This window comes from Stenotrophomonas sp. SKA14 (assembly GCF_000158575.1).
In the GTDB taxonomy this organism is placed as follows: Bacteria; Pseudomonadota; Gammaproteobacteria; order Xanthomonadales; family Xanthomonadaceae; genus Stenotrophomonas; species Stenotrophomonas forensis.
The window spans coordinates 536791-556974 of record NZ_DS999412.1 but is presented as its reverse complement, the minus strand read 5'-3'; the positions used below and the strand labels follow the sequence as shown (position 1 = coordinate 556974).

Below are 20184 nucleotides of genomic sequence, written 5' to 3'. Positions count from 1 at the left end.
TGACGCGCTGCTTCACTTTGTCGCAGGCGGGATGGCCTGCCGGGCATGGCCCAGCACTACCGATCAACCGTTCTGGTAGCTGCCAACCTTGGTTGGCACACACGCCCAAACACCGACCAAAGTCGGCATCTACCAGGCCCACCGCCCGGCGGGCGCCTCAGTGCCAGAAATACCAGGCCGCCGCAGCCAACAGCGCGCCAAGCAACAACACCTGCACCACCACGTAAAGCACACCACTATCGCGCGATTCGGCTCCGATCCGCTTCTGCAGCGCCTCGCTCACATCCGGCGTCTGCTCCTGCTGCGCCTGTTCACGCAACGCCTGTGCCAGCGCGCGCTCGTCCGCATCGCGAGGGTCAGTCGATTGGCTCACAGCAGTTCTCCGGCGGTGGCGTGCCGCGTCAGCTCCTGCTTCAGGATCTGCCGCGCGCGGTACAGGTGGCTCTTGATGGTACCGCGCGCCAGCCCGGTGACCTGCTCGATCTCGGCCAGATCGAAGTCCTCCAGATAATGCAGGCCTACAATCAATCGCTGCGGCGCACTCAATCGCTCCAGTGCCGCGCCCAGCTGGCGCCCGGCCTGCAGTGCCTCGCTCAACTCGGCCGGCCCGGGGCCTTCATCGCCGATGCCCAGTTCCTCAGGCACCTCCACCGCCACCATCCATTGCGCCTCCAGCCGCCGCCGACGCAGGTGCTGCAACGCAGTGGTGTAGGCCACCCGCGAAACCCAGGTGCGTAGCGAGGATTCAAAGCGGAACCGGTGCAGCTGGCGGAACACCGCCAGGAAGGTCTCCTGCAGCAGGTCGGCCACCTGGTCGCGGTCGCCGACCATGCGCCCGATCACATGCGCGCAGGTGCGTTGATGGGTCTCGACCAGCTGCGAAAACGCCGCGTGCGAGCCGTCGATGATGGCCCGTACCAGGGCCTGGTCCGCACCCAGCGGTACAGCGGGGGCCGCCGTCGACGCTGCATCGTGGCGGCGACGGCCCCGCAGTGCCGACAATGCTTCGCCGAGCAGGCTCATCTACGGGGCGCCCCCGGTGCCCGTGGCATGTTCCTGCTCAGCCCTTGCGCCCCGCAGGACGGGTGAAATGCCAGGCCAGCAGCTGGCCGAGGCCGGCGCTGCCAACCAGCGCGGCGGCGGCACCGAAGGTCAGGTCACGGGCGCCGATGGCTTCCAGCAGGGCCATCGCCAGTGCCAGGCAGACCAGGCTGATGCCCCAGCGCAGCGCGCCCTGGCGGCGGCGCTCTTCTTCCAGCACGGCCAGCGAGCGGATCACCTCCTCCGGTACGTGCGGGGCCACCAGCTTGCTGCGGGCGCGGGCATCGGCAATGGCATGGATCGCATAGGCGATGCAGATGAAGAGGGTGATCGGGATCAGTTCCTGCATGGTCGGGCTCCTGTTCGGTGGATGATGCGGGTTCAGGAGAATGGATGCGCGACCACGGCAACCGGTTGCAGCATTTTGCCGATTCCGCTGCCATGACCTGTGGCCCCTGTTCCGGGCCGGGGCGGCTGCTACCCTTGCCCGGTTTCCTCTTCCGGTGCCGTCCGCCCATGTCCCGAGTGCTGCCCCTGTCCCTCCTGCTGTCGGCCGTGCTGGCCGCACCGGCCGCGCATGCCGCGCCGACGCCGATCACCATCGAACAGGCCATGGCCGACCCGGACTGGATCGGTCCGCCGGTCGAGAAAGCCTGGTGGTCGTGGAACAGCCAGCAGGTGGAGTACCAGCTCAAGCGCAACGGCAGCCCGGTGCGCGACACCTTCCGCCAGCCGGTGGCCGGTGGCGTGGCCGCGCAGGTGGCCGATGACCAGCGCGGCACCCTGGATGTGGCCGAGCCGGTCTACGACCGCAGCCGCAGCCGCAGCGCCTTCGTGCGCAATGGCGACGTGTTCGTGCGTGACCTGCGCAGCGGCGCGCTGACCCAGCTGACCCGCAGCAACGAGCGCGCGGGCAACGTGAACTTCGCTGCCGACAACGGCGTGATCTGGCGCGTCGGCCAGAACTGGTTCCACTGGACTGCCGCCAGCGGCGTGCAGCAGGTGGCCAGCCTGAAGGCCGAGAAGGACCCGCGTACGCCGCCGAAGGCCGACGTGCTGCGCGACCAGCAGCTGCGTACGCTGGAAACCCTGCGCCGCGACCGCGACCAGCGCGAGGCGTTGAAGGACCAGGACCAGCGCTGGCGCCAGGCCGACCCGACCCGCGCGCCGGGCCCGGTGTACCTGGGCACCGACGTGGAGATTGCCGACAGCGTGCTGTCGCCGGACCTGGGCCACCTGATCGTGGTGACCAAGCCGAAGGACTTCGATGACGGTCGCGGCGGCAAGATGCCGCTGTACGTGACCGAATCGGGCTACGAGGAAACCGAGGACACCCGCACCCGCGTTGGCCGCAACGGCTTCGAGCCGCACACCCTGTGGTACGTCGACGTGCGCACCGGCAAGGCCGAGAAGCTCTCGCTGGCCGGCCTGCCGGGCATCGGCACCGATCCGCTGGCCGAACTGCGCCGCAAGGCCGGCAAGGACGCACTGAAGGGCGAGCGCAGCCTGCAGGTGATGAGCGATTTCATGGGCGGCGGCATCCGCTGGAGCGCCGACGGCCAGCAGGCTGCAGTAATGCTGCGTGCCAACGACAACAAGGACCGCTGGATCATCAGCGTCAATGCCGCCGACGGCCGCGTGCAGAACCGCCACCGGCTGACCGACAACGCCTGGATCAACTGGGGCTTCAACGATTTCGGCTGGATGGCCGACGGCCGCACGCTGTGGCTGCTGTCCGAGGAATCGGGCTTCTCGCACCTGTACACCCAGGCCGGCAGCGCCAAGCCGCAGGCATTGACCAGCGGCAAGTGGGAAACCTCGGCACCGGTGCTGTCGGCCGATGGCAAGGGCTTCTACTTCCTGTGCAACCAGCAGGCCCCGCATGACTACGAGGTCTGTGCAGTCGACACCGGCAGCCGCCGGGTGCGCGAGCTGACCAGCCTCAACGGCGTGGAAGACTTCTCGCTGTCGCCGGATGGCCAGCAGCTGCTGGTGCGCTACTCCGGCGCCTACCTGCCGCCGCAGCTGGCGGTGCTGCCGAGCACCGGTGGCCAGGCGCGCGTGCTGACCGACACCCGCACCGCCGACTACAAGGCCCGCCAGTGGATCCAGCCGAAGCTGGTGGCGGTGCCGTCCAAACACGGTGCCGGCGTGGTCTGGGCCAAGTATTACGAACCGGAAAACAAGGAGCCGGGCCGCAAGTACCCGATCGTGATGTTCGTGCACGGCGCCGGCTACCTGCAGAACGTGCACCAGCGCTACCCGGCCTACTTCCGCGAGCAGATGTTCCACAACCTGCTGGTGCAGAAGGGCTACATCGTGCTGGACATGGATTACCGCGGCAGCGAGGGCTACGGCCGCGACTGGCGTACGGCGATCTACCGCAACATGGGCCACCCTGAACTGGAAGACTACAAGGACGGCCTGGACTGGCTGGTCGACACCCAGCAGGGTGACCGCGACCACGCCGGCATCTACGGCGGCTCCTACGGCGGCTTCATGACCTTCATGGCGCTGTTCCGCTCGCCGGGCACCTTCAAGGCCGGCGCCGCGCTGCGTCCGGTGGTCGACTGGCACCAGTACAACCACGGCTACACCAGCAACATCCTCAACACCCCGGACATCGATCCGGAGGCGTACCGCGTGTCCTCGCCCATCGAGTACGCGCAGAACCTGCAGGACAACCTGCTGATCGCCCACGGCATGATGGATGACAACGTGTTCTTCCAGGACTCGGTGAACCTCACCCAGCGCCTGATCGAACTGCACAAGGACAACTGGTCGATCGCACCGTACCCGCTGGAACGCCACGGCTATGTCCGTGCGGATTCCTGGCTGGACCAGTACAAGCGCATCCTCAAGCTGTTCGAGCAGAACCTGAAGTGAGCACTGCCGCGGCCACGATAGAGATCGTGGCCGCGGTCATCCTGGATGACCGTGGCCGGGCGTTGGTGGTGCGCAAGCACGGCGCCCACCGCTTCATCCAGCCGGGTGGCAAGCCCGAACCCGGCGAAGCGTCGCTGCAGGCGCTGGCGCGCGAACTGGACGAGGAACTGGGCGTGCAGCTGCGCGCCGATGCCGCCCTTGCGCTGGGCACCTTCGAAGACTGGGCGGTGAACGAGCCCGGCCATCGCGTGCAGGCACAGGCGTGGTGGGTGCAGGTGGACGGTACCCCGCAGGCGCGCGCCGAGATTGCCGAACTGGCCTGGGTGCCGCTGCAGCCGCCGCACGGCCTGCCCTTGGCACCGCTGAGCGAACACCATATCCTGCCGGCCGTCGCCACCCGGGTGACGGCCCGCTGACCGCGCGGGTGCCGATTGCAAGGACACCGGATGTCAGTGCCGCTCCCGCCGCCCTCGTTGCAGCCTTCGCCCTACCACGCGTGGATCCGGCCACTGGTCCAGGCCTCCTTCTGGCTGTCCGCGCTGCTGGCCGGCTATTTTGTGCTGCAGGGGCTGCTGGTGTGGCCGCTGCACGACGTTCCACTCTGGCAGCTGCTGGCGGGTGAAGCACAGCATCGGCAGATGCACAGCCTGGCCTGGCTGCTGGCGCACCCGGTGGGTGCCTCGATGATCGCCGCACTGCTCTGCCTGGTCTCGGCCGTGGCCAGCTGGGGGCTGCTGCGCGAACGCTACTGGGGCCTATGGAGCTTCGTGGTGATGCTGCTGTTGAGCGCGCTGGCCAATTTCGCAATCACCTGGTGGTGGGACGTGTTCATGCGCGACATGATCGTGCTGCTCGCCGACGGGCCGGAGGTACAGCAGTCGCTGCAGCCGCGTCGCTGGATGATGACTTTCACCCTGCTCGGCACTTCAGTGCTGTTCCTGGGTCTGCAGGGCTGGCTGGCCTGGCGTTTGTTGCGGCCCGATGTCCGCTCGCGCTTCCGCTGAGCCCCATCCCCTTCTCGCACGACAAGGACCGTCGCATGCGCTTGCTGGCTCTTTTCCCTGCCCTGCTGCTGTTCGCCGCGCTGCCTGCCAGCGCCGATGCCCTGCGCTGCGGCGAGTATCGCAGCCTCGATGACGGCATGGCACTGGTGTTCACCAGCCCCAGCAGCGGCTACCGCCACAACGGCATCGGTGAGCCGGAGCCGCTGTGGGTCGATCGCAGTGCGGCACAGACCCGCCTGGTCATGCTCGACGATGGCGTGGCGGAACCGATCCGGATCAGCGCCGATGGGCAGCGCATCGAGGACAGCGTGACGGTGGTCTACACCCTGCGCCAGTCCCGGGCCTGCACCGCCGAACCCAGCGCGGTGGCCGGCAGCTGCCGCGCTGCTGGCAGCTACTGCATGGTGCAGTTGCCAACGGCCTCGCCCGACCAGGCCCGGCGCGCCTGCGACGAGGGCGTGGGTGCGGGTTGCTCGGCGCTGCTGCGGCTGATGCGCGAGGGCAGCGCAACGGCCGCAGCCGATGACGCAGGCCCGGCCGTCTTCGAGCGCCCGCCGCCGTGCCGCGAACACACCGCCGGGCACGATCGGCAGGCCTGCGAAGCCATGACCGACGATGCACTGGCCACCGCCATGCGGCGGGTGGATCAACGGCTGGCACAGGAAGACGAAGACACGCTGGATTCGCCGCTTCCGGCCGCTGCACGCGATCGCCTGCAGCAGTTGTGCCTGCAGCACCGGGGCGGCCGCTTCTGCGTCGAAGTGGCCGCGCAGCAGCTGATCGCGCTGCAGCCCGCATTGGCGGTGCAGGCCCTGCAGGTCACCTGCGATGGCGGCCGCGTCAGTGCCTGCGAACGTACCGCGCCGCTGCGTGAACTCGGCGCCGATCTGCGCCTGGTGCCGCTGCAGCGGGTGCCGTGTGGCCGCTACCAGGCCGACGGTGGTCAGTTCGACAGGTTCGACTTCGGTGATGGCAGGCAGGCCCGGCTGCACGAAGGTGCCGTCCAGCTGCAGCAGAACGGCGAAACGTTCGTGCTGCGCCAGCTGGGCAATGGCGACCTGCTCGGCATGGACATCCAGACCGCCTACCAACGCTACCGCCCGGTGACCAGCGCGGGCCGGTGCCGCCCACCACGGCGCTGACCGCGGTGCGACGCACGGCCCGGGCAAGCCCTGCGGTAAAGTACGCGCCATGAACGAATTCGAGCGCGTGCGCGCCTACCTCACCGACCTGCAGGACCGCATCTGCGCGGCGATCGAGGCCGTCGATGGCCAGGCCCGCTTCCAGGAAGACCTGTGGCAGCGGGCCGAGGGCGGCGGCGGGCGTACCCGCGTGCTGCGCGATGGTGCGGTGTTCGAACAGGCCGGCATCGGCTTCTCCGACGTGGCCGGCAGCCGCCTGCCGCCGTCGGCCTCGGCCAACCGCCCGGAACTGGCTGGCGCCTCGTGGCGCGCCACCGGCGTGTCGCTGGTGTTCCACCCGCTCAATCCCTACGTGCCAACCACCCACGCCAACGTGCGCTTCTTCCAGGCGCAGCGCGACGGCGACGTGGTGGCCAGCTGGTTCGGCGGCGGCTTCGACCTGACCCCGTTCTATCCGTTCGACGAGGACGTGCAGCACTGGCATCGCGTGGCGCGCGATCTGTGCACACCCTTCGGCGAGGAACGTTATGCCGCGCACAAGCGTTGGTGCGACGAGTACTTCTTCCTGCGCCACCGCAACGAAACACGCGGCGTCGGCGGCCTGTTCTTCGATGACCTGCATGGCGACTTCGAGCGCGATTTCGACTACCTCCGCGCGGTCGGCGATGGCTTCCTGGAGGCGTACCTGCCGATCGTGCAGCAGCGCAAGGACACGCCCCATGGCGAGCGCGAACGCGAGTTCCAACTGTACCGTCGTGGCCGCTACGTGGAATTCAACCTGGTCTACGACCGCGGTACGCTGTTCGGCCTGCAGAGCGGTGGCCGCAGCGAAAGCATCCTGATGAGCCTGCCGCCGCGGGTGCGTTGGGAATACGGTTTCAACCCGGACGCCGGCAGCGCCGAGGCACGCCTGGCGGATTACCTGGTGCCGCGCGACTGGCTCTGATCTTCCGGCACCACGCCTGACGCGTGGTGCCATCCCCACGCCTGCGGTGCGTCGTGCACCGGACAGGTCGTCTTTTTTCCTCAAGGATGATGTCATGCCCGCGTCTGTTTCCCTTCGTCCCCGCGCTGCGGGTTGGCGCTCCCTGCTGCTGCTCGTGCTGGCCTCGGCCAGCCTGCCGGCCGCCGCGCAATCGATGGCCTGCGGCACCTACAAGGACAGCAGCGGCAACACCACGCTGACCCTTGAAAGCGAGGGCCACGGCTTCCTGTCCGGCCCCTACCAGGCCACCGAGGAACTGCGCATCGCCCGCCAGGACGACGTGCTCGGCACCGGCAACCTGTCCACGGGCCGCCTGGAGAACTGGTACTTCTCCGACAACGACCGCACCCTCAGCACGCCGTACCGCGAGTTCACCCGTGAGCGCTCCGCCGCGTGCAAGGTGATGCCGGAGCCCATCGAAGACGGTTGCGTGATGAACACCTCCGAGTGCCTGGAGGCCTTGCCGGAAGCCGAGCCGCAGAAGCTGCATGCCTGGTGCGCCGAGGGCGTCGGCGCTGCCTGCATGCGCCTGCTGGAAACCTACCAGCAGCAGGCCAAGGACGCTTCGCCGGGCCCGGCGGAGCCGCCGATGCCCGAGATCTGCAAGGAGGAGTCACCGTCGTTCGACGCCGAGGGCTGCACGGCGATGGCCAGGCAGGTCGCCTCGGAAATGATGGGCAAGGCCCTGCTCGGCCTGCAGCATTCGGTGGATGCGCCGCTGCTGCCGGCACAGCTGGATGAACTGATCGCCCTGTGCCGCGTGCAGCAGGGCGAAACGTTCTGCGCCGACACCGCCGAGACCTTGTGGAGCAGTGGCCGCCTGCTGCAGGCCCGCGAGGCGCTGCAGCTGTCGTGTGCGCAGCGCGCGGACGCCCCGGCCTGCGGGCCGGCCAAGGATCTCGGCGTGCTGGCCAGCGCTCCCGGCACGGCACTGGCACCGGTCACGGCCAGCGCGCTGCCCTGCGGCAGCTTTGAAGCCGAACGCAGCGTGCTGTCGCAGCTGCGCTTCCTGCAGGGCGGCGTGGTCGAAGCCGGTGGCCGCGAGCAGCCACTGCGCGCCAGCCTGCGCGACGGCCGCATCCTCATCCATCGCGAACTCGGCAGCGACTTCGTGCTGCAGCTGCTGCAGAACGGCAACCTGGCCGGTATCGACGGTGGCAACCGCTTCGCTTACTACGAGCGCAAGCCGGCGGCGGGCAACGACCGCTGCACGCCATGACCGGGGCTGGGTAGCGCCGGTCCCCCGCCCGGCTGATGCACCGTGCAGCCGGGCCCAGGCTCGGCGCTACCCGGTCAGGTGCTCTTCCTGGGGATGATGGTGATGTGCCCGTTGATCTCCAGCAGGGCCAGCTCGACATCCTCCACGCCCAGGCAGCCCTGCTGGCGCATGGCGGCCTCGAAATCGGCGCGGGTGACCTGTTCGCGGCGCAGAACGGTGTCGAACAGGCGCCCATCGCGCGCGATCACCACCGGTTCTCCCTCCACCAGGCGCTCGATCCGCCGGTTGCGGGTACTGACCCAGCCCACCCCGTAGTTGAGCAGGATCAGGGTCGCCGCCAGCAACAGGCCGCCGCCCAGCGAGGTGTCGGTGCCCAGCAGGGCGTTCTGTACGGCATTGCCCAGCAGCACGATCAGCAGCACGTCGAACGGCGTGATCTGCCCCAGTGCGCGCTTGCCGCTGAGCCGGACCATGCCCAGCACTACGACGTACACCACCACCGCGCGCAGGATGAACTCCCACCACGGCATCGCCAGTGCGAACAGATCGGGCATCGTTTTCCCCTGCGGAGCGGTGGCCCAGCGTGGCGCAGACCAGGGAATCTGGCAACGGCACAAATAAAAAGCCCCGCTGACCAGGGGGAGGTCAACGGGGCCGGGGAACGGGCACTTGGGGAGGAGTCCCCGTTCCGAGATCTGCTCCAGGGGATGGGAGAGATCCACAACAGGCATTGCGCCTGTCGAGAGTTATAGAAGCACTCCGAACACTAACGGTTCGTGAAGGGGCCCAATTTAATGAACTTCAATCGGGGGAACATTCATGATCGAGTCAGAAACCTCCGACTGATGAACAAATTCACGTCGTTTTCGGCCTGAAATGCGGTCAGTGCGCCTCGTCCCAGTTGCTGCCGATACCGGTATCGACCACCAGCGGCACCCGCAGTTTGGCCGCTTGCGACATGCGCTCCACCACCTGCAAACGCAAGTCTTCGACGAAACTGCTTTCGGTTTCGAACACCAGTTCATCGTGCACCTGCAGGATCATCCGTGCCGGTGCGCCGCTGTCACGCAGCCACTGGTCCACGTCCACCATCGCGCGCTTGATGATGTCGGCGGCGGTGCCCTGCATCGGCGCATTGATCGCCGCGCGTTCAGCCCCCGCGCGCAGGCCCTGGTTGCGGGCATGAATGTCGTTCAGGTACAGGCGGCGGCCGAACAGGGTTTCCACGTAGCCCTGGTCGCGGGCCTGCTGGCGCATCCGCTCCATGAAGTCGCGCACGCCCGGGTAGCGGCTGAAGTACAGCGCCACGTAGTCCTGCGCCTGGCCACGGTCGATGCCCAGGTTGCGGGCCAGGCCGAACGCGCTCATGCCGTACATCAGGCCGAAGTTGATCGCCTTGGCGGCACGGCGTTCGTTCGGGGTCACTTCCTCCAGCGTGCGCCCGAACACCTCGGCGGCGGTGGCACGGTGCACGTCGGCGCCCTGTTCGAAGGCGCGCACCAGGCCCGGGTCCTCGGACAGGTGGGCCATGATCCGCAGCTCGATCTGCGAATAGTCGGCCGCCAGCAGCTGGCAGCCCTCCGGCGCCACGAACGCGCGGCGGATGCGGCGGCCGTCCTCGGTGCGGATCGGGATGTTCTGCAGGTTCGGGTCCGACGAGGACAGGCGGCCGGTGGCGGCACCGGACTGGTGGTAGCTGGTGTGCACGCGGCCGGTCTCCGGGTTGACCATCTCCGGCAGCTTGTCGGTGTAGGTGCTGCGCAGCTTGGCCAGGCCGCGGTACTCCAGGATCACCCGCGGCAGCTCGTGCTGCTCGGCAATCGCCTCCAGCGCCTCTTCATTGGTGCTGGGCTGGCCCTTGGGGGTCTTCACCACCGCCGGCAGCTTCAGCTCATCGAACAGCACCGCCTGCAGCTGCTTGGGCGAATCCAGGTTGAAGCTGCGCCCGGCCAGCTCGGTGGCCTTCTGCTGCGCGGCCAGCATGCGCGAGGACAGGTCCTGGCTCTGCCGGCGCAATTCGTCGGTATCGATGCGCACGCCGTTGGCTTCGATCGTGGTCAGTACCGGCACCAGCGGCATCTCGATGTCGCGGTACACGCTGTCCAGCGCCGGCTCGGCCAGCAGCTGTGGTTGCAGCGCGCGGTGCAGGCGCAGGGTGATGTCGGCGTCCTCGGCCGCATAGCGGCTGGCTTCGTCGATGCCCACCTGCGAGAACGGAATCTGCTTGGCGCCCTTGCCGGCCACGTCCTCGAACTTGATGGTGCTGTAGCCCAGGTAGCGCAGGGCCAGCGAGTCCATGTCGTGGCGGGTGGCGGTGGAGTTGAGCACGAAGCTCTCGAGCATGGTGTCGTCGTGGTAGCCCTGCACGTCCACGCCATGGCGGCGCAGCACATGCAGGTCGTACTTGCCATGCTGGCCCAGCTTCTTCTTCGCCGGGTCCTGCAACACCGGGCGCAGCGCATCCAGCACCTGCTGCATCGGCAGCTGCGCCGGCGCACCCGGGTAATCGTGGCCGACCGGAATGTAGGCGGCCCTGCCCGGCTCGACCGCCAGGCTGACGCCGACCAGGCGCGCGCGCATCGCGTCCAGCGCATCGGTTTCGGTATCGAAGCTGATCAGCTCGGCCTGCTGCAGGCGCTCGACCCAGGTCTGCAGCTGTTCGGTGGTCAGCACCGTCTCGTATTCACCGGGCGCGGCCAGCGCCGGGTCCAGCGTACCGGCGGCCGGCGCTTCGGCGCTGCCACGGGCAAAGCCGGCGGCGGTACCGCGCAGGCTCGGGGTGGCCTCACTGGCAGCGGTGGGCGCCGGCAGCGGTGCTCCCAGTTCCTTCAGCGCCTGGGTGAAGCCGTAGCGCGTATACAGCTCGGTCAGCTCCGGCACGTCCTGCTCGCGCAGGGCCAGCGTGGTCGGGCTGGCGTCCAGCGCCACGTCGGTGCGGATCGTCACCAGTTCGCGGTTCAGCGGCAGCCGCTCCAGCGCGGCGCGCAGGTTCTCGCCGATCTTGCCCTTCATGGTCGGCGCGGCCGCCATCACCCCGTCCAGGTGCTGGTACTCGGCCAGCCACTTGGCGGCGGTCTTCGGCCCGCACTTCTCCACGCCCGGCACGTTGTCGACGGTGTCGCCCATCAGCGCCAGCAGGTCGATGATCTGGTCGGCGCGCACGCCGAACTTGTCCATCACTGCCGCGTCCGAATCCATGCGGCTGCCGGTCATGGTGTTGACCAGTTCGATGCCCGGACGCACCAGCTGGGCGAAGTCCTTGTCACCGGTGGAGATGGTCACCTTCAGGTCCTGCGCCAGGCCCTGCAGGGCCAGCGTGCCGATCACATCGTCGGCTTCCACGCCGGGGATGCGCAGGATGCTGATGCCCAGCGCCTCGACGATGCGGCACATCGGCTCGACCTGGCTGCGCAGCTCGTCGGGCATCGGCGGCCGGTTGGCCTTGTACTGGTCGTACAGGTCATCGCGGAAGGTCTTGCCAGGCGCATCGACCACGAACGCGACGTAGGCCGGGCGTTCCTTCAGCGTCGAGCGCAGCATGTTGACCACGCCGAACAGCGCGCCGGTGGGTTCACCCTGTGCATTGGACAGGGGCGGCAGCGCGTGGAACGCGCGGTACAGGTAACTGGACCCGTCGATCAGGACTAATCTGCTCATGCGCCGATTCTACGCGCCCGTGCCTGCACCGCGACGACACGGCACGCACCCGGCGATGGGGCATAATCAGGGCTCTATCCAGGCAAAGGCCCCCGCCGATGAAGACCCTGATGCTGGCTTCCGTGCTCCTGCTCGCTGGCTGCGCCAGCATGGGTGGCGCAGGTGCTCCCCCGGTGGACGTCAAGGGCGCCGATGTCTCCAAGCGCACCATGGACAACGGTGACACCATCGAGGAATACCGCGTGTCCGGCCAGCTGCGCATGGTCAAGGTGACCCCGTCGCGCGGCGCACCGTACTACATGTACGACAAGAACGGCGATGGCCGTTTCGACAACGACAAGGACGGCGTCTCGCCGGTGTACTGGAAGCTGTACAGCTGGTGATGTGACGGGGGGCGGATCCCTGCGATTCAGTAGATCCACGCCATGCGTGGATGGCCCCCGGCCCTCAAAAGACAACGCCGGCGCGCATCCTGCGGCCGGCGTCGGGTCCCCTCCCCGGGAACGCGTGAATCAGCGGGTGTGGATCAGCGGATGACCAGCACCGGCAGCGTGCTGCGTGCCAGCACTTCGGCGGTCTGGCTGCCCAGCAGCACGCGGGTGACGCCACGACGGCCATGCGAGGTCATCACGATCAGGTCGCTGTTGCGCTCGCCCGCCGTCTCGATGATGCCGTCGGCCGCGTAGCGGTCCAGTACGTGCACCGGGTTGGCGGTGATGCCCTGCTCGGCCGCCTTGGCCAGCGCCGGCTGCAGCACCTTCTGTGCGCCTTCCTCGCGGTCGGCCTTGTACTCGGGGCTGTTCATATAGCCCACGCTCCAGCCCATGGCGTCGTACATGCCGACGGCCCACGGCTCGGAAACGGTCACGATATCGACCTCGGCATTGAGGTCCTTGGCCAGCTCCAGGCCCTTGGCCAGGCCCTTGTCGGCCAGCTCGGACCCGTCGGTGGCAATCAGGATGCGCTTGTACATGGTGGGGCTCCGTAGCGATCTGCCAGATGGGAACGACACCATTGCACACCGGATGTGCAGGCCGCGCCTTGAGCAGGATCAATCCGGCGCCGCGCAGCGGCACGCGAGCATCGCCCGCCAGGCAGCGGGCGGGTAGGCCATTACCGTAGAGTCGAGCTTGCTCGACTGCTTTCTTTGCGGGTAGAAGCAGTCGAGCAAGCTCGACTCTACCGTTGCTTTGTTCAGGCGATCTGCACCACGCGCGCGTTCTGGCATAGCGGGTAGCTGGCCACGAATTCAGCGATCGCATCACGCATCGCCTCGAACGATTCGCCGTACATGTACAGCGCGGTCTCGGTCGGGCCCTGCCACCAGCTGCAGATCTCGCCGAGGCCGTCGATGTTCTCCGACAGCTGTTCGAACACGTGGTTGGAATCGCACTGCTCGTAGACGTCGTCCGGCAGGGTCAGCCCGTCCAGGTAGATGCCCAGGCCTTCGGTCACGCCGAAGCTGCGGTCGGCCTCGCCCGCACCCTGCAGCTGCGACCCCTTCGGCGCCCCCAGCTGCTCCAGCAGATCGATCAGCTTCGGCACGCCACTCGCATCCACCAGCGCCACTTCGATATCGCCGTACTCGACCTCGCCCAGGTCGGACATCGCGGTCCCGCCGCCGGTCAGCTCGCCCACCTGGGCCGCCTGCAGCAGCGCATCGAGCGGGTCTTCGAACAGTTCATGGCGGTGCTCCGGCTGCAGCCGGGCGTTCAACTTCACGGTGACGTGCAGCGTGGGTTCGGTCATGGGGGCGTTCCTGGAAGATGTCAGGCCCCATTGTAGAGTCGAAGGCAGCGGCAGGAGCCGCTGCCAACGTCGCTTGCGACGGCCCGAAGGGGCCGGTCAGGACGACCGGCATAGCTTGCTCGACTGCCTTTCTCCCGCGCTCAGCGCAGGAACCGCGTCACCTTGCGCTTCAGCAACTCCACCAGCACCGGGTCCATGTAGTCGTAGTCGTCGGGGATATCCAGACAGATCACCCGCTTGCCGCCCAGCCATGCCTTGTAGCGGCTGGACAGCCGGTTGCGATGCGCCTTCTCCATCACGAACACCAGGTCAGCCCACTGCAGCAGCTCCGGGCTGAGCACTTCCTCGGCGTCGGCCAGCAGCCCGGCCGAGGCGGTTTCAATTCCCGGCCAATCAGCGAACACCTGCTCGGCCGTCGGGCTGCGCAGGCGGTTCTGGCTGCAGAGGAAGAGCACGTGGCGGGTCATGCCCAGCAGCCTATCGGGGTCAGATTCCTTTTCCAACTGGATAGGGCTGTGACCCCAAGGAGTGCTTCGGAGAAATTGCATGGCCGATGAACGCTGCAGCAGCCATTATGTGCGTTTCCATCATCCAGATGCCCATGATGACCAGGGATGACCTGTTACTGGAGTTCGGAGAAATACGCGAAGCCCATGGTTGTTGCTTCGCGGACTATGCCGTCGCGACCTACACCATCCATTGCTGCCTACGCCTTGCCACCGATCAGACGGTCGCCGTTGCGTCGCGAAACATCGACGATCCGGCTTTCGCGGCCAGCGTTGTGCTGCTGGCACCGGCCCATCTGCCCCACGACAGGCCAACGATCTTCGGAATTCCTGCCAACACGCATGGGTTCACCCATGCGATGGCAGTGCCCAGCACGTATCACGGACTCCTGAATCAGATCGGAAACCGCGCCGGCCTGTTCCTCTGTGTTCCGATCTTCCGGTGCGAGTTCAGCGGAAACGAATCGGCCGAAGAGTTCCGCCAGGCCACGGCCCATCGAATCCCTGCCTACGAATGGGATCGGGTCATGCAACCCAAGATCAGCCTCTACTTCGACAACCCTCGAACCGGGGGCGGCACTGATGAATGCGGCGCGCCTGTGTCACTGCGGGTGCTGCTGGCTGAGATCGACAACCTGAGTGGCGTCAGTAATGGCTTTATCGAGATCACCAACTATCGCGATGAGGTGATCGAGGTGCTCTCGCCGGAGAAAGGCAACTACGTGCTGATCCGCAACCGGCAGGACGAAGAAGTTATAGACCGCGCGCGATTGGTGGCAGCCGTGGAGACGTTCACCACCGGCTGACGGCCGACCGCAGCTGTTGCGCCGAGCCCATGCTCGGCTGGGCTTTCCCGCGATGGGGTCAGAGCCCTCCCTGCGGGAGGGATCCGACCCCTCGATGGCGATCAGATCACCGTCAGGTTGGCGTACGCCATCACCAGCCACTTGCTGCCGGCATCGGCGAACTCGACCTGCACACGGGCGTGCGCGCCGCTGCCTTCGTAGTCGGTCACCATGCCTTCGCCGAACTTGGGATGGGTAACCAGTGCGCCGAGCTTGATCGGCGGCGCCTCGATCGAGGCATGGCCCATCACCCGGCTGGCGCCCATCGAGGCCGGCCGCGAGACCTGCACCTTCGGCCGCACTTCGTGCAGCAGCTCACGCGGGATCTCGCGCAGGAAGCGCGACGGCAGGCTGTAGTTGTCCTGGCCGTGGATGCGGCGCGATTCGGCGTAACTCAGCACCAGCTTCTGCCGCGCGCGGGTGATGCCCACGTAGGCCAGGCGGCGCTCTTCTTCCAACCGCCCGCTTTCCTCCAGCGAGCGTGCGCTGGGGAACAGGCCTTCTTCCAGGCCGGCCAGGAACACCAGCGGGAATTCCAGGCCCTTGGCCGAGTGCAGGGTCATCAGCTGCACACCGTCCTCGCCCGCCTGCGCCTGGCCCTCACCAGCCTCCAGCGCGGCATAGGCCAGGAACGCGACCAGCTCGTCCATGTCCTCGCCCACTTCCTCGATGTCGTCGGCGCGGCGCACGAAGCGCGAAGCCACCGAGACCAGTTCGTCGAGGTTGTCGGTGCGCGATTCCGAATCCAGCGCGTTGCGGCTTTCCTTGCTCCAGTGCTCGCGCAGCTGCGAGCGGGCCAGCACGTGGTCCACGCGCTCGGCCAGGGTCATGTGCAGGGTCTGCGCCTGCAGCTCGTTGACCAGCACCAGGAAACCGGCCAGCGCATTGCGCGCACGGGCGGCCAGCGCGCTGCCCTGGGTGACCAGCATGGTCGCTTCCCACAGCGAAATACCCTGCGCGCGCGCTTCGCGGCGCACTTCGTCCAGCGTACGGTCGCCGATGCCACGGGTGGGCGTGTTGACCGCGCGCTCGAACGCCGCGTCATCGTTGCGGTTGGACAGCAGGCGCAGGTAGGCCAGCGCGTCCTTGATTTCGGCACGCTCGAAGAAGCGCATGCCACCGTACACGCGGTACGGCACCTGCTCGCTCAGCAGCGCTTCTTCCAGCGCGCGCGACTGCGCGTTGCTGCGGTAGAGCACGGCCACTTCGGTGTAGCTGCCACCGTCGCGCACCCACTGGCGCGCGCGCTCGACGATGTAGCGCGCTTCGTCCATCTCGTTGTAGGCGGCATACAGGTCGATCGGCTCGCCGTCGCCGCTGTCGGTCCACAGCTGCTTGCCGATGCGGTCGGGGTTGTGCGCGATCACCGCGTTGGCGGCGCCGAGGATGTTGGCGGTGGAGCGGTAGTTCTGTTCCAGGCGGATGGTCTGCGCGCCCGGGAAGTCACGCAGGAAGCCCTGCACGTTCTCCACCTTGGCACCGCGCCAGCCATAGATGGCCTGGTCATCGTCGCCGACCACGAACACGTGGCCGGAATCACCGGCCAGCACGCGCACGAAGGCGTACTGGATGGCGTTGGTGTCCTGGAACTCGTCCACCAGTATTTCGCGGAAACGGGCGCGGTAGTGCGACAGCAGCGCCGGGTTGTCGCGCAGCAGTTCGTGCGCGCGCAGCAGCAGCTCGGCGAAGTCGACCAGGCCGGCGCGGTCGCAGCGCGACTGGTACTCGATGTAGGCCTGGCGCATGGTTTCCAGCCACGCGTCGTTCGGTTCGGGCTGGATGTGCTGCGGGCGGCGGCCTTCGTCCTTCTGCGCGTTGATCCACCACGCGATCTGCTTGGCCGGGTACTTGCCGTCGTCCAGTTCCAGTGCCTGCACCACGCGCTTGACCAGCCGCAGCTGGTCGTCCGAATCCATCACCTGGAAGCCTTCGGGCAGCTTCGCGTCCTGCCAATGCAGGCGCAGCAGGCGGTTGGCCAGGCCGTGGAAGGTGCCGATCCACATGCCGCGGCTGCCGTTGGGCAGCTGCGCGTCGATGCGGTGGCGCATTTCGCCGGCCGCCTTGTTGGTGAAGGTCACCGCGAAGATGCCGTGGGTCGGCACGCCATCGACTTCATGCAGCCAGGCGATGCGGTGGGTGAGTACGCGGGTCTTGCCGGAACCGGCACCGGCCAGCACCAGGTGGTGGCCGGGGGGAGCGGAGACGGCTTCGCGCTGGGCCGGGTTCAGGCCATCAAGCAGGTGGGAGACATCCATGCCCCCATTTTACGGCATCGCCGTCGCGGCTCCTGCGACCACCTGCGTTGCCAGTGCGTGCGCCTGCTGACGCAGTTCAGGCACGGCCAGGCTTTCCCACAGGCTGCCGATACGCAGGCTGCCGAGCACGCCCAGCCGTGCCTGCGGCTGGCCACCGGCGGCGCACAGGCGATCGCCCGGCACCGTGCTGTCCAGGCCCAGGCCATGCGGGCCAGGGCGGGCCAGCCCATCGGCCTGCAGCTGTTGCAGCAACGGATTGCGCAGCGCGCGGGCACGGGTTTCCACGCCGGTGGCGTTGATCACCCCGCCGATCGCCCACTGCTGTTCATTGCCGGTGGCATCGCGGCCGGACAGCTGCAGCGCATCGCCGTCGCGCCAGACGCGCTGCAGCCGCGACCGGTGGATACGCAGCTGGCCGCTGTGCTGCAGCGCCTGCAGCTGCGCATCCACCTCTTCGGCGATGCGGTGGCGATGCACGTCCCAATAGCGCACCACATGGCGCAGGAAGCGGCGCTGGTCGGCCTCATCGAGGCTGCACCACAGTGCCTGCCCGTGCGGGCGGATGCGGTCCATCACGCCCTGCCAGGGCATGCCTTCGGCCTGTGCCTGGCGCGCGAAGCCGCGCAATGCGCGCAGGCGCTGGCGCAGGTTCATCGGCAGCAGTGTGGCCGGGTCGAAGCTGGGCAGGCCACCGTGGGCATGCGGCAACGGCAGCAGGCCATGGCGCGAGATCACGTGCAGCGGTCCGCTGTGACCGGCGGCGACCAGTGCCAGCACGGTGTCGGCCATGCTCAGGCCGGAACCGACAATGGCCACGGCCTGCTCACCGGCCAGGGTGCGTACGCCGTCGTAGTCCCAGGCCTCGATCACATCGTCGGCAGGCAGCGCATCGGCGCCGGCCACCGGCAGCGGGCGCATGCTGTTGCCGGTGGCGAGTACCGCCTGCGCGGCGTGCAGCGCCTGGCCGTCGCCCAGCTGCAGCCGGTAGCCGTGGTCATCCGGCTGCAGGCCCAGCACCGGCTGCGTGATCACCTGCAGCTGCGCCGGGCTGGCCGCGGCGGCGTCCTGCAGGCGCTCCTGCAGGTATGCCGCGAAGTAGTGGCGGCACACATAGCGCTCGCCCAGCACCTCGCGCGCCTCGCCCGGGTAGGCGTTGGCGGCCATCAGGTAATCGAGGAAATCGCCGGGCGCGTCGGCAAACGCACTCATCTTCGCCGCTGGCACGTTCAGCAGATGCTCCGGCCACGGCGTGGCATAGGCGATGCCCTGCGCCAGCTGCGAGGCCGGCTCGAAGATGGCCAGCGCCAGCGGCGCACGGGCCTGGCGCAATACCTGGATCGCCACCAGCACCCCGGCCGCACCACCACCGATGATTGCCAGGTCCAGTTCGCCATTACGCGGTGAATCAGTCATGGGCCGATTGTAGGCCATCGGCGATGACAGGCCGGCGTGCCGAAGCGGGCGGTTACTGCGGCCTCACATCAACGCATCGGCCAGCCGTGCGATGCCTTCGCGGCTGCGCCGCCACGTCGGGCGGCTGCGCCACTGCTGCAGGTCCAGCTGCCGTGACTCGCGCAGGTAGCCGTCCTCGATCGCGCACAGCTGCTGGACCAGCGCGCGGTCGTAGCAGATCAGGCCGATTTCGGCATTCAGCGCAAACGAGCGGATATCCATGTTGATCGAGCCGAGTACGGCAATGTCCTCGTCCACGCTCATGTGCTTGGCGTGCAGGAACTGCGGTTCGTACAGGGCGATGCGCACGCCACAGCGCAGCAGCTCGTCGTAGTACGCCTCCTGCGCCCACGAGGTCAGCCGCTGGTTGTTGCTGGCCGACAGGATCAGCTGCACGTCCACGCCGGACAACGCGGCAATGCGCAGCGCGCTCAGCGTGGCTTCGTCGGGCACGAAATACGGGGTGACCATCACCAGCCGGCGCCGTGCCAGGTGGATCAGCGCCGCCACCGCATCGCGTGCGTTGCTGTACGGGTAGGCCGGGCCGCTGGGCAGCAGCTGGGTGGCGATGTCATCGCTGCACTCGGGTACATCGGCGATCACGTCCAGGCGCTGGCCGGTTTCCATGTACCAGTCGCTGGCGAACACCGCTTCCAGGTGCGCCACCGCCGGGCCGCGCACCCGCGCCACCAGCTCGCGGTTCGGGTGGCCGGGCACGAACCCGGGGCCGGCAAGGTTCTGCGAACCGACGTAGGCCACCTCGTTGTCGATCACCGCGATCTTGCGATGGTTGCGCAGGTCCATGCGCCCGCTGCGGCGCCATCGCAGGCCACCGGGCAGCATCGCGCGCACTTCGATGTCGCGCGCTTCCAGGCGCTTGCGATAGGCGCGCAGGCCGCGCTTGGCACCCACCGCATCGAGCAGCACGCGGCACTGCACGCCACGTGCGGCCGCACGCTGCAGTGCCTCGACCACCGCCTCGCCCACCGCATCGTCGAACATCAGGTAGTACAGCAGGTGTACGCGGTCTTCGGCCTGGTCGATGTCGGCGATCAGCGTGTACAGCGATTCGTCGTAGTCGGTCAGCAGGTCGACCGCATTGCCGTGCACCGGCATGAAATCGCCCTGGCGCTGCACCAGCGGCACGATCTCGGCGCAGGCGGTGTCCGGTTGCGGGATCCAGCGCAGGCGATGCTGCAGCGCCTGTTCCTCGCGGATCACCTGTGAGGCCTCGGCCTGGCGGCGGATGCGCTCGCGCGACAGCCACGGGTGGCCGAACAGCAGGTACAGCGGCAGGCCCAGCAGCGGCACGAAGCCGACCAGCAGCAGCCAGCTGCGCGCCGCCCCCGGCGTGGTGCGGGTGGGGATCCAGCACAGCGCGACCAGCCGGATCAGCCAGTCGATCAGCAGCAGGTACGAACCCAGCAACCACTCGAACAGCAT

General features: G+C 67.8%; 19 protein-coding genes. 8 read left to right on the top strand and 11 right to left on the bottom strand.

Annotated features, from left to right (window positions below; genetic code table 11):
- Nucleotides 1-157: 157 nt before the first annotated feature.
- The 3 genes from SSKA14_RS02595 to SSKA14_RS02585 are packed head-to-tail and all read right to left on the bottom strand — an operon-like array spanning nt 158 to nt 1390.
- On the bottom strand, nt 158-373 hold the full coding sequence (locus SSKA14_RS02595) for a hypothetical protein (protein ID WP_008264569.1): 216 nt from the start codon (nt 371-373) through the stop codon (nt 158-160).
- On the bottom strand, nt 370-1023 hold the full coding sequence (locus SSKA14_RS02590) for a sigma-70 family RNA polymerase sigma factor (protein WP_008264542.1): 654 nt from the start codon (nt 1021-1023) through the stop codon (nt 370-372). The genes SSKA14_RS02595 and SSKA14_RS02590 overlap by 4 nt, the downstream gene beginning before the upstream one ends.
- A 37-nt stretch (nt 1024-1060) precedes the next feature.
- Nucleotides 1061-1390 (bottom strand): hypothetical protein, encoded by a 330-nt coding sequence (locus SSKA14_RS02585; RefSeq protein ID WP_008266288.1) that lies wholly within the window; start codon nt 1388-1390, stop codon nt 1061-1063.
- A gap of 167 nt (nt 1391-1557) precedes the next feature.
- On the opposite strand from SSKA14_RS02585, the gene SSKA14_RS02580 reads away from it, so the two are divergent.
- From SSKA14_RS02580 to SSKA14_RS02555, 6 genes are all read left to right on the top strand, one after another.
- Nucleotides 1558-3927 carry a S9 family peptidase gene (locus SSKA14_RS02580; RefSeq protein WP_040006863.1) on the top strand — a complete coding sequence of 790 codons (2370 nt, stop codon included), beginning with the start codon at nt 1558-1560 and terminating at the stop codon, nt 3925-3927.
- Entirely contained in the window at nt 3924-4343 is a 420-nt protein-coding gene (locus SSKA14_RS02575; protein WP_040006861.1) for an NUDIX domain-containing protein, read from the top strand. Before SSKA14_RS02580 ends, SSKA14_RS02575 begins: the two co-directional genes overlap by 4 nt.
- 30 nt (nt 4344-4373) lie before the next feature.
- Nucleotides 4374-4931 carry a hypothetical protein gene (locus tag SSKA14_RS02570; protein WP_040006859.1) on the top strand — a complete coding sequence of 186 codons (558 nt, stop codon included), beginning with the start codon at nt 4374-4376 and terminating at the stop codon, nt 4929-4931.
- Between the two features lie 35 nt (nt 4932-4966).
- Nucleotides 4967-6073 (top strand): hypothetical protein, encoded by a 1107-nt coding sequence (locus SSKA14_RS02565; RefSeq protein ID WP_008268832.1) that lies wholly within the window; start codon nt 4967-4969, stop codon nt 6071-6073.
- A gap of 49 nt (nt 6074-6122) precedes the next feature.
- Complete coding sequence (gene hemF, locus SSKA14_RS02560) at nt 6123-7019, top strand: oxygen-dependent coproporphyrinogen oxidase (protein WP_008266631.1); 897 nt, start codon at nt 6123-6125, stop codon at nt 7017-7019.
- Between the two features lie 94 nt (nt 7020-7113).
- Complete coding sequence (locus tag SSKA14_RS02555; RefSeq protein WP_040006857.1) at nt 7114-8277, top strand: hypothetical protein; 1164 nt, start codon at nt 7114-7116, stop codon at nt 8275-8277.
- A gap of 74 nt (nt 8278-8351) precedes the next feature.
- Here the strand turns inward: SSKA14_RS02555 and SSKA14_RS02550 are convergent, their stop codons facing one another.
- Nucleotides 8352-8831 carry a YetF domain-containing protein gene (locus SSKA14_RS02550; protein ID WP_008266839.1) on the bottom strand — a complete coding sequence of 160 codons (480 nt, stop codon included), beginning with the start codon at nt 8829-8831 and terminating at the stop codon, nt 8352-8354.
- Between the two features lie 328 nt (nt 8832-9159).
- Nucleotides 9160-11934 (bottom strand): DNA polymerase I, encoded by a 2775-nt coding sequence (gene polA, locus SSKA14_RS02545; protein ID WP_008268156.1) that lies wholly within the window; start codon nt 11932-11934, stop codon nt 9160-9162.
- A gap of 98 nt (nt 11935-12032) precedes the next feature.
- Between polA and SSKA14_RS02540 the strand changes: the two genes are divergently transcribed.
- On the top strand, nt 12033-12317 hold the full coding sequence (locus SSKA14_RS02540) for a DUF2782 domain-containing protein (protein WP_040006855.1): 285 nt from the start codon (nt 12033-12035) through the stop codon (nt 12315-12317).
- 143 nt (nt 12318-12460) lie between these two features.
- Here SSKA14_RS02540 and SSKA14_RS02535 read toward each other — a convergent pair whose 3' ends face one another.
- The 3 genes from SSKA14_RS02535 to SSKA14_RS02525 all read right to left on the bottom strand — a co-directional run bounded on the left by SSKA14_RS02535 (nt 12461) and on the right by SSKA14_RS02525 (nt 14150).
- Nucleotides 12461-12907, bottom strand: a complete 447-nt coding sequence (locus tag SSKA14_RS02535; RefSeq protein WP_005411629.1) for a universal stress protein — start codon at nt 12905-12907, stop codon at nt 12461-12463.
- 221 nt (nt 12908-13128) lie between these two features.
- Nucleotides 13129-13683 (bottom strand): hypothetical protein, encoded by a 555-nt coding sequence (locus tag SSKA14_RS02530; protein WP_008267784.1) that lies wholly within the window; start codon nt 13681-13683, stop codon nt 13129-13131.
- A 140-nt stretch (nt 13684-13823) separates the two neighbouring features.
- Nucleotides 13824-14150 carry a low molecular weight protein tyrosine phosphatase family protein gene (locus SSKA14_RS02525; RefSeq protein ID WP_008264587.1) on the bottom strand — a complete coding sequence of 109 codons (327 nt, stop codon included), beginning with the start codon at nt 14148-14150 and terminating at the stop codon, nt 13824-13826.
- Nucleotides 14151-14236: 86 nt separating this feature from the next.
- Between SSKA14_RS02525 and SSKA14_RS02520 the strand changes: the two genes are divergently transcribed.
- A complete protein-coding gene (locus SSKA14_RS02520; protein WP_008265240.1) occupies nt 14237-14995 on the top strand; it encodes a hypothetical protein in 759 nt (252 codons plus the stop codon).
- A gap of 101 nt (nt 14996-15096) precedes the next feature.
- Here SSKA14_RS02520 and uvrD read toward each other — a convergent pair whose 3' ends face one another.
- From uvrD to cls, 3 genes are read right to left on the bottom strand one after another with little or no spacing between them, the layout of a single operon-like run.
- Nucleotides 15097-17289, bottom strand: coding sequence for a DNA helicase II (gene uvrD / locus SSKA14_RS02515; RefSeq protein ID WP_008265069.1), 2193 nt, complete (start codon nt 17287-17289; stop codon nt 15097-15099).
- A 9-nt stretch (nt 17290-17298) separates the two neighbouring features.
- Nucleotides 17299-18720 (bottom strand): FAD/NAD(P)-binding protein, encoded by a 1422-nt coding sequence (locus SSKA14_RS02510; RefSeq protein ID WP_008264465.1) that lies wholly within the window; start codon nt 18718-18720, stop codon nt 17299-17301.
- 45 nt (nt 18721-18765) lie between these two features.
- A complete protein-coding gene (gene cls, locus SSKA14_RS02505; protein ID WP_008266830.1) occupies nt 18766-20184 on the bottom strand; it encodes a cardiolipin synthase in 1419 nt (472 codons plus the stop codon).

Excerpts from the sequence above, each read along its gene's own strand:
- SSKA14_RS02580 (WP_040006863.1), top strand. The coding sequence starts at position 1,558 with ATGTCCCGAGTGCTGCCCCTGTCCCTCCTGCTGTCGGCCGTGCTGGCC.
- SSKA14_RS02565 (WP_008268832.1), top strand. The coding sequence starts at position 4,967 with ATGCGCTTGCTGGCTCTTTTCCCTGCCCTGCTGCTGTTCGCCGCGCTG.
- SSKA14_RS02540 (WP_040006855.1), top strand. The coding sequence starts at position 12,033 with ATGAAGACCCTGATGCTGGCTTCCGTGCTCCTGCTCGCTGGCTGCGCC.
- SSKA14_RS02535 (WP_005411629.1), bottom strand. The coding sequence starts at position 12,907 with ATGTACAAGCGCATCCTGATTGCCACCGACGGGTCCGAGCTGGCCGAC.
- uvrD (WP_008265069.1), bottom strand. The coding sequence starts at position 17,289 with ATGGATGTCTCCCACCTGCTTGATGGCCTGAACCCGGCCCAGCGCGAA.
- hemF (WP_008266631.1), top strand. The coding sequence starts at position 6,123 with ATGAACGAATTCGAGCGCGTGCGCGCCTACCTCACCGACCTGCAGGAC.
- SSKA14_RS02590 (WP_008264542.1), bottom strand. The coding sequence starts at position 1,023 with ATGAGCCTGCTCGGCGAAGCATTGTCGGCACTGCGGGGCCGTCGCCGC.
- SSKA14_RS02510 (WP_008264465.1), bottom strand. The coding sequence starts at position 18,720 with ATGGCCTACAATCGGCCCATGACTGATTCACCGCGTAATGGCGAACTG.
- SSKA14_RS02525 (WP_008264587.1), bottom strand. The coding sequence starts at position 14,150 with ATGACCCGCCACGTGCTCTTCCTCTGCAGCCAGAACCGCCTGCGCAGC.
- SSKA14_RS02555 (WP_040006857.1), top strand. The coding sequence starts at position 7,114 with ATGCCCGCGTCTGTTTCCCTTCGTCCCCGCGCTGCGGGTTGGCGCTCC.
- SSKA14_RS02550 (WP_008266839.1), bottom strand. The coding sequence starts at position 8,831 with ATGCCCGATCTGTTCGCACTGGCGATGCCGTGGTGGGAGTTCATCCTG.
- SSKA14_RS02520 (WP_008265240.1), top strand. The coding sequence starts at position 14,237 with ATGAACGCTGCAGCAGCCATTATGTGCGTTTCCATCATCCAGATGCCC.
- SSKA14_RS02530 (WP_008267784.1), bottom strand. The coding sequence starts at position 13,683 with ATGACCGAACCCACGCTGCACGTCACCGTGAAGTTGAACGCCCGGCTG.
- polA (WP_008268156.1), bottom strand. The coding sequence starts at position 11,934 with ATGAGCAGATTAGTCCTGATCGACGGGTCCAGTTACCTGTACCGCGCG.
- SSKA14_RS02570 (WP_040006859.1), top strand. The coding sequence starts at position 4,374 with ATGTCAGTGCCGCTCCCGCCGCCCTCGTTGCAGCCTTCGCCCTACCAC.
- SSKA14_RS02585 (WP_008266288.1), bottom strand. The coding sequence starts at position 1,390 with ATGCAGGAACTGATCCCGATCACCCTCTTCATCTGCATCGCCTATGCG.
- cls (WP_008266830.1), bottom strand. The coding sequence starts at position 20,184 with ATGCTGTTCGAGTGGTTGCTGGGTTCGTACCTGCTGCTGATCGACTGG.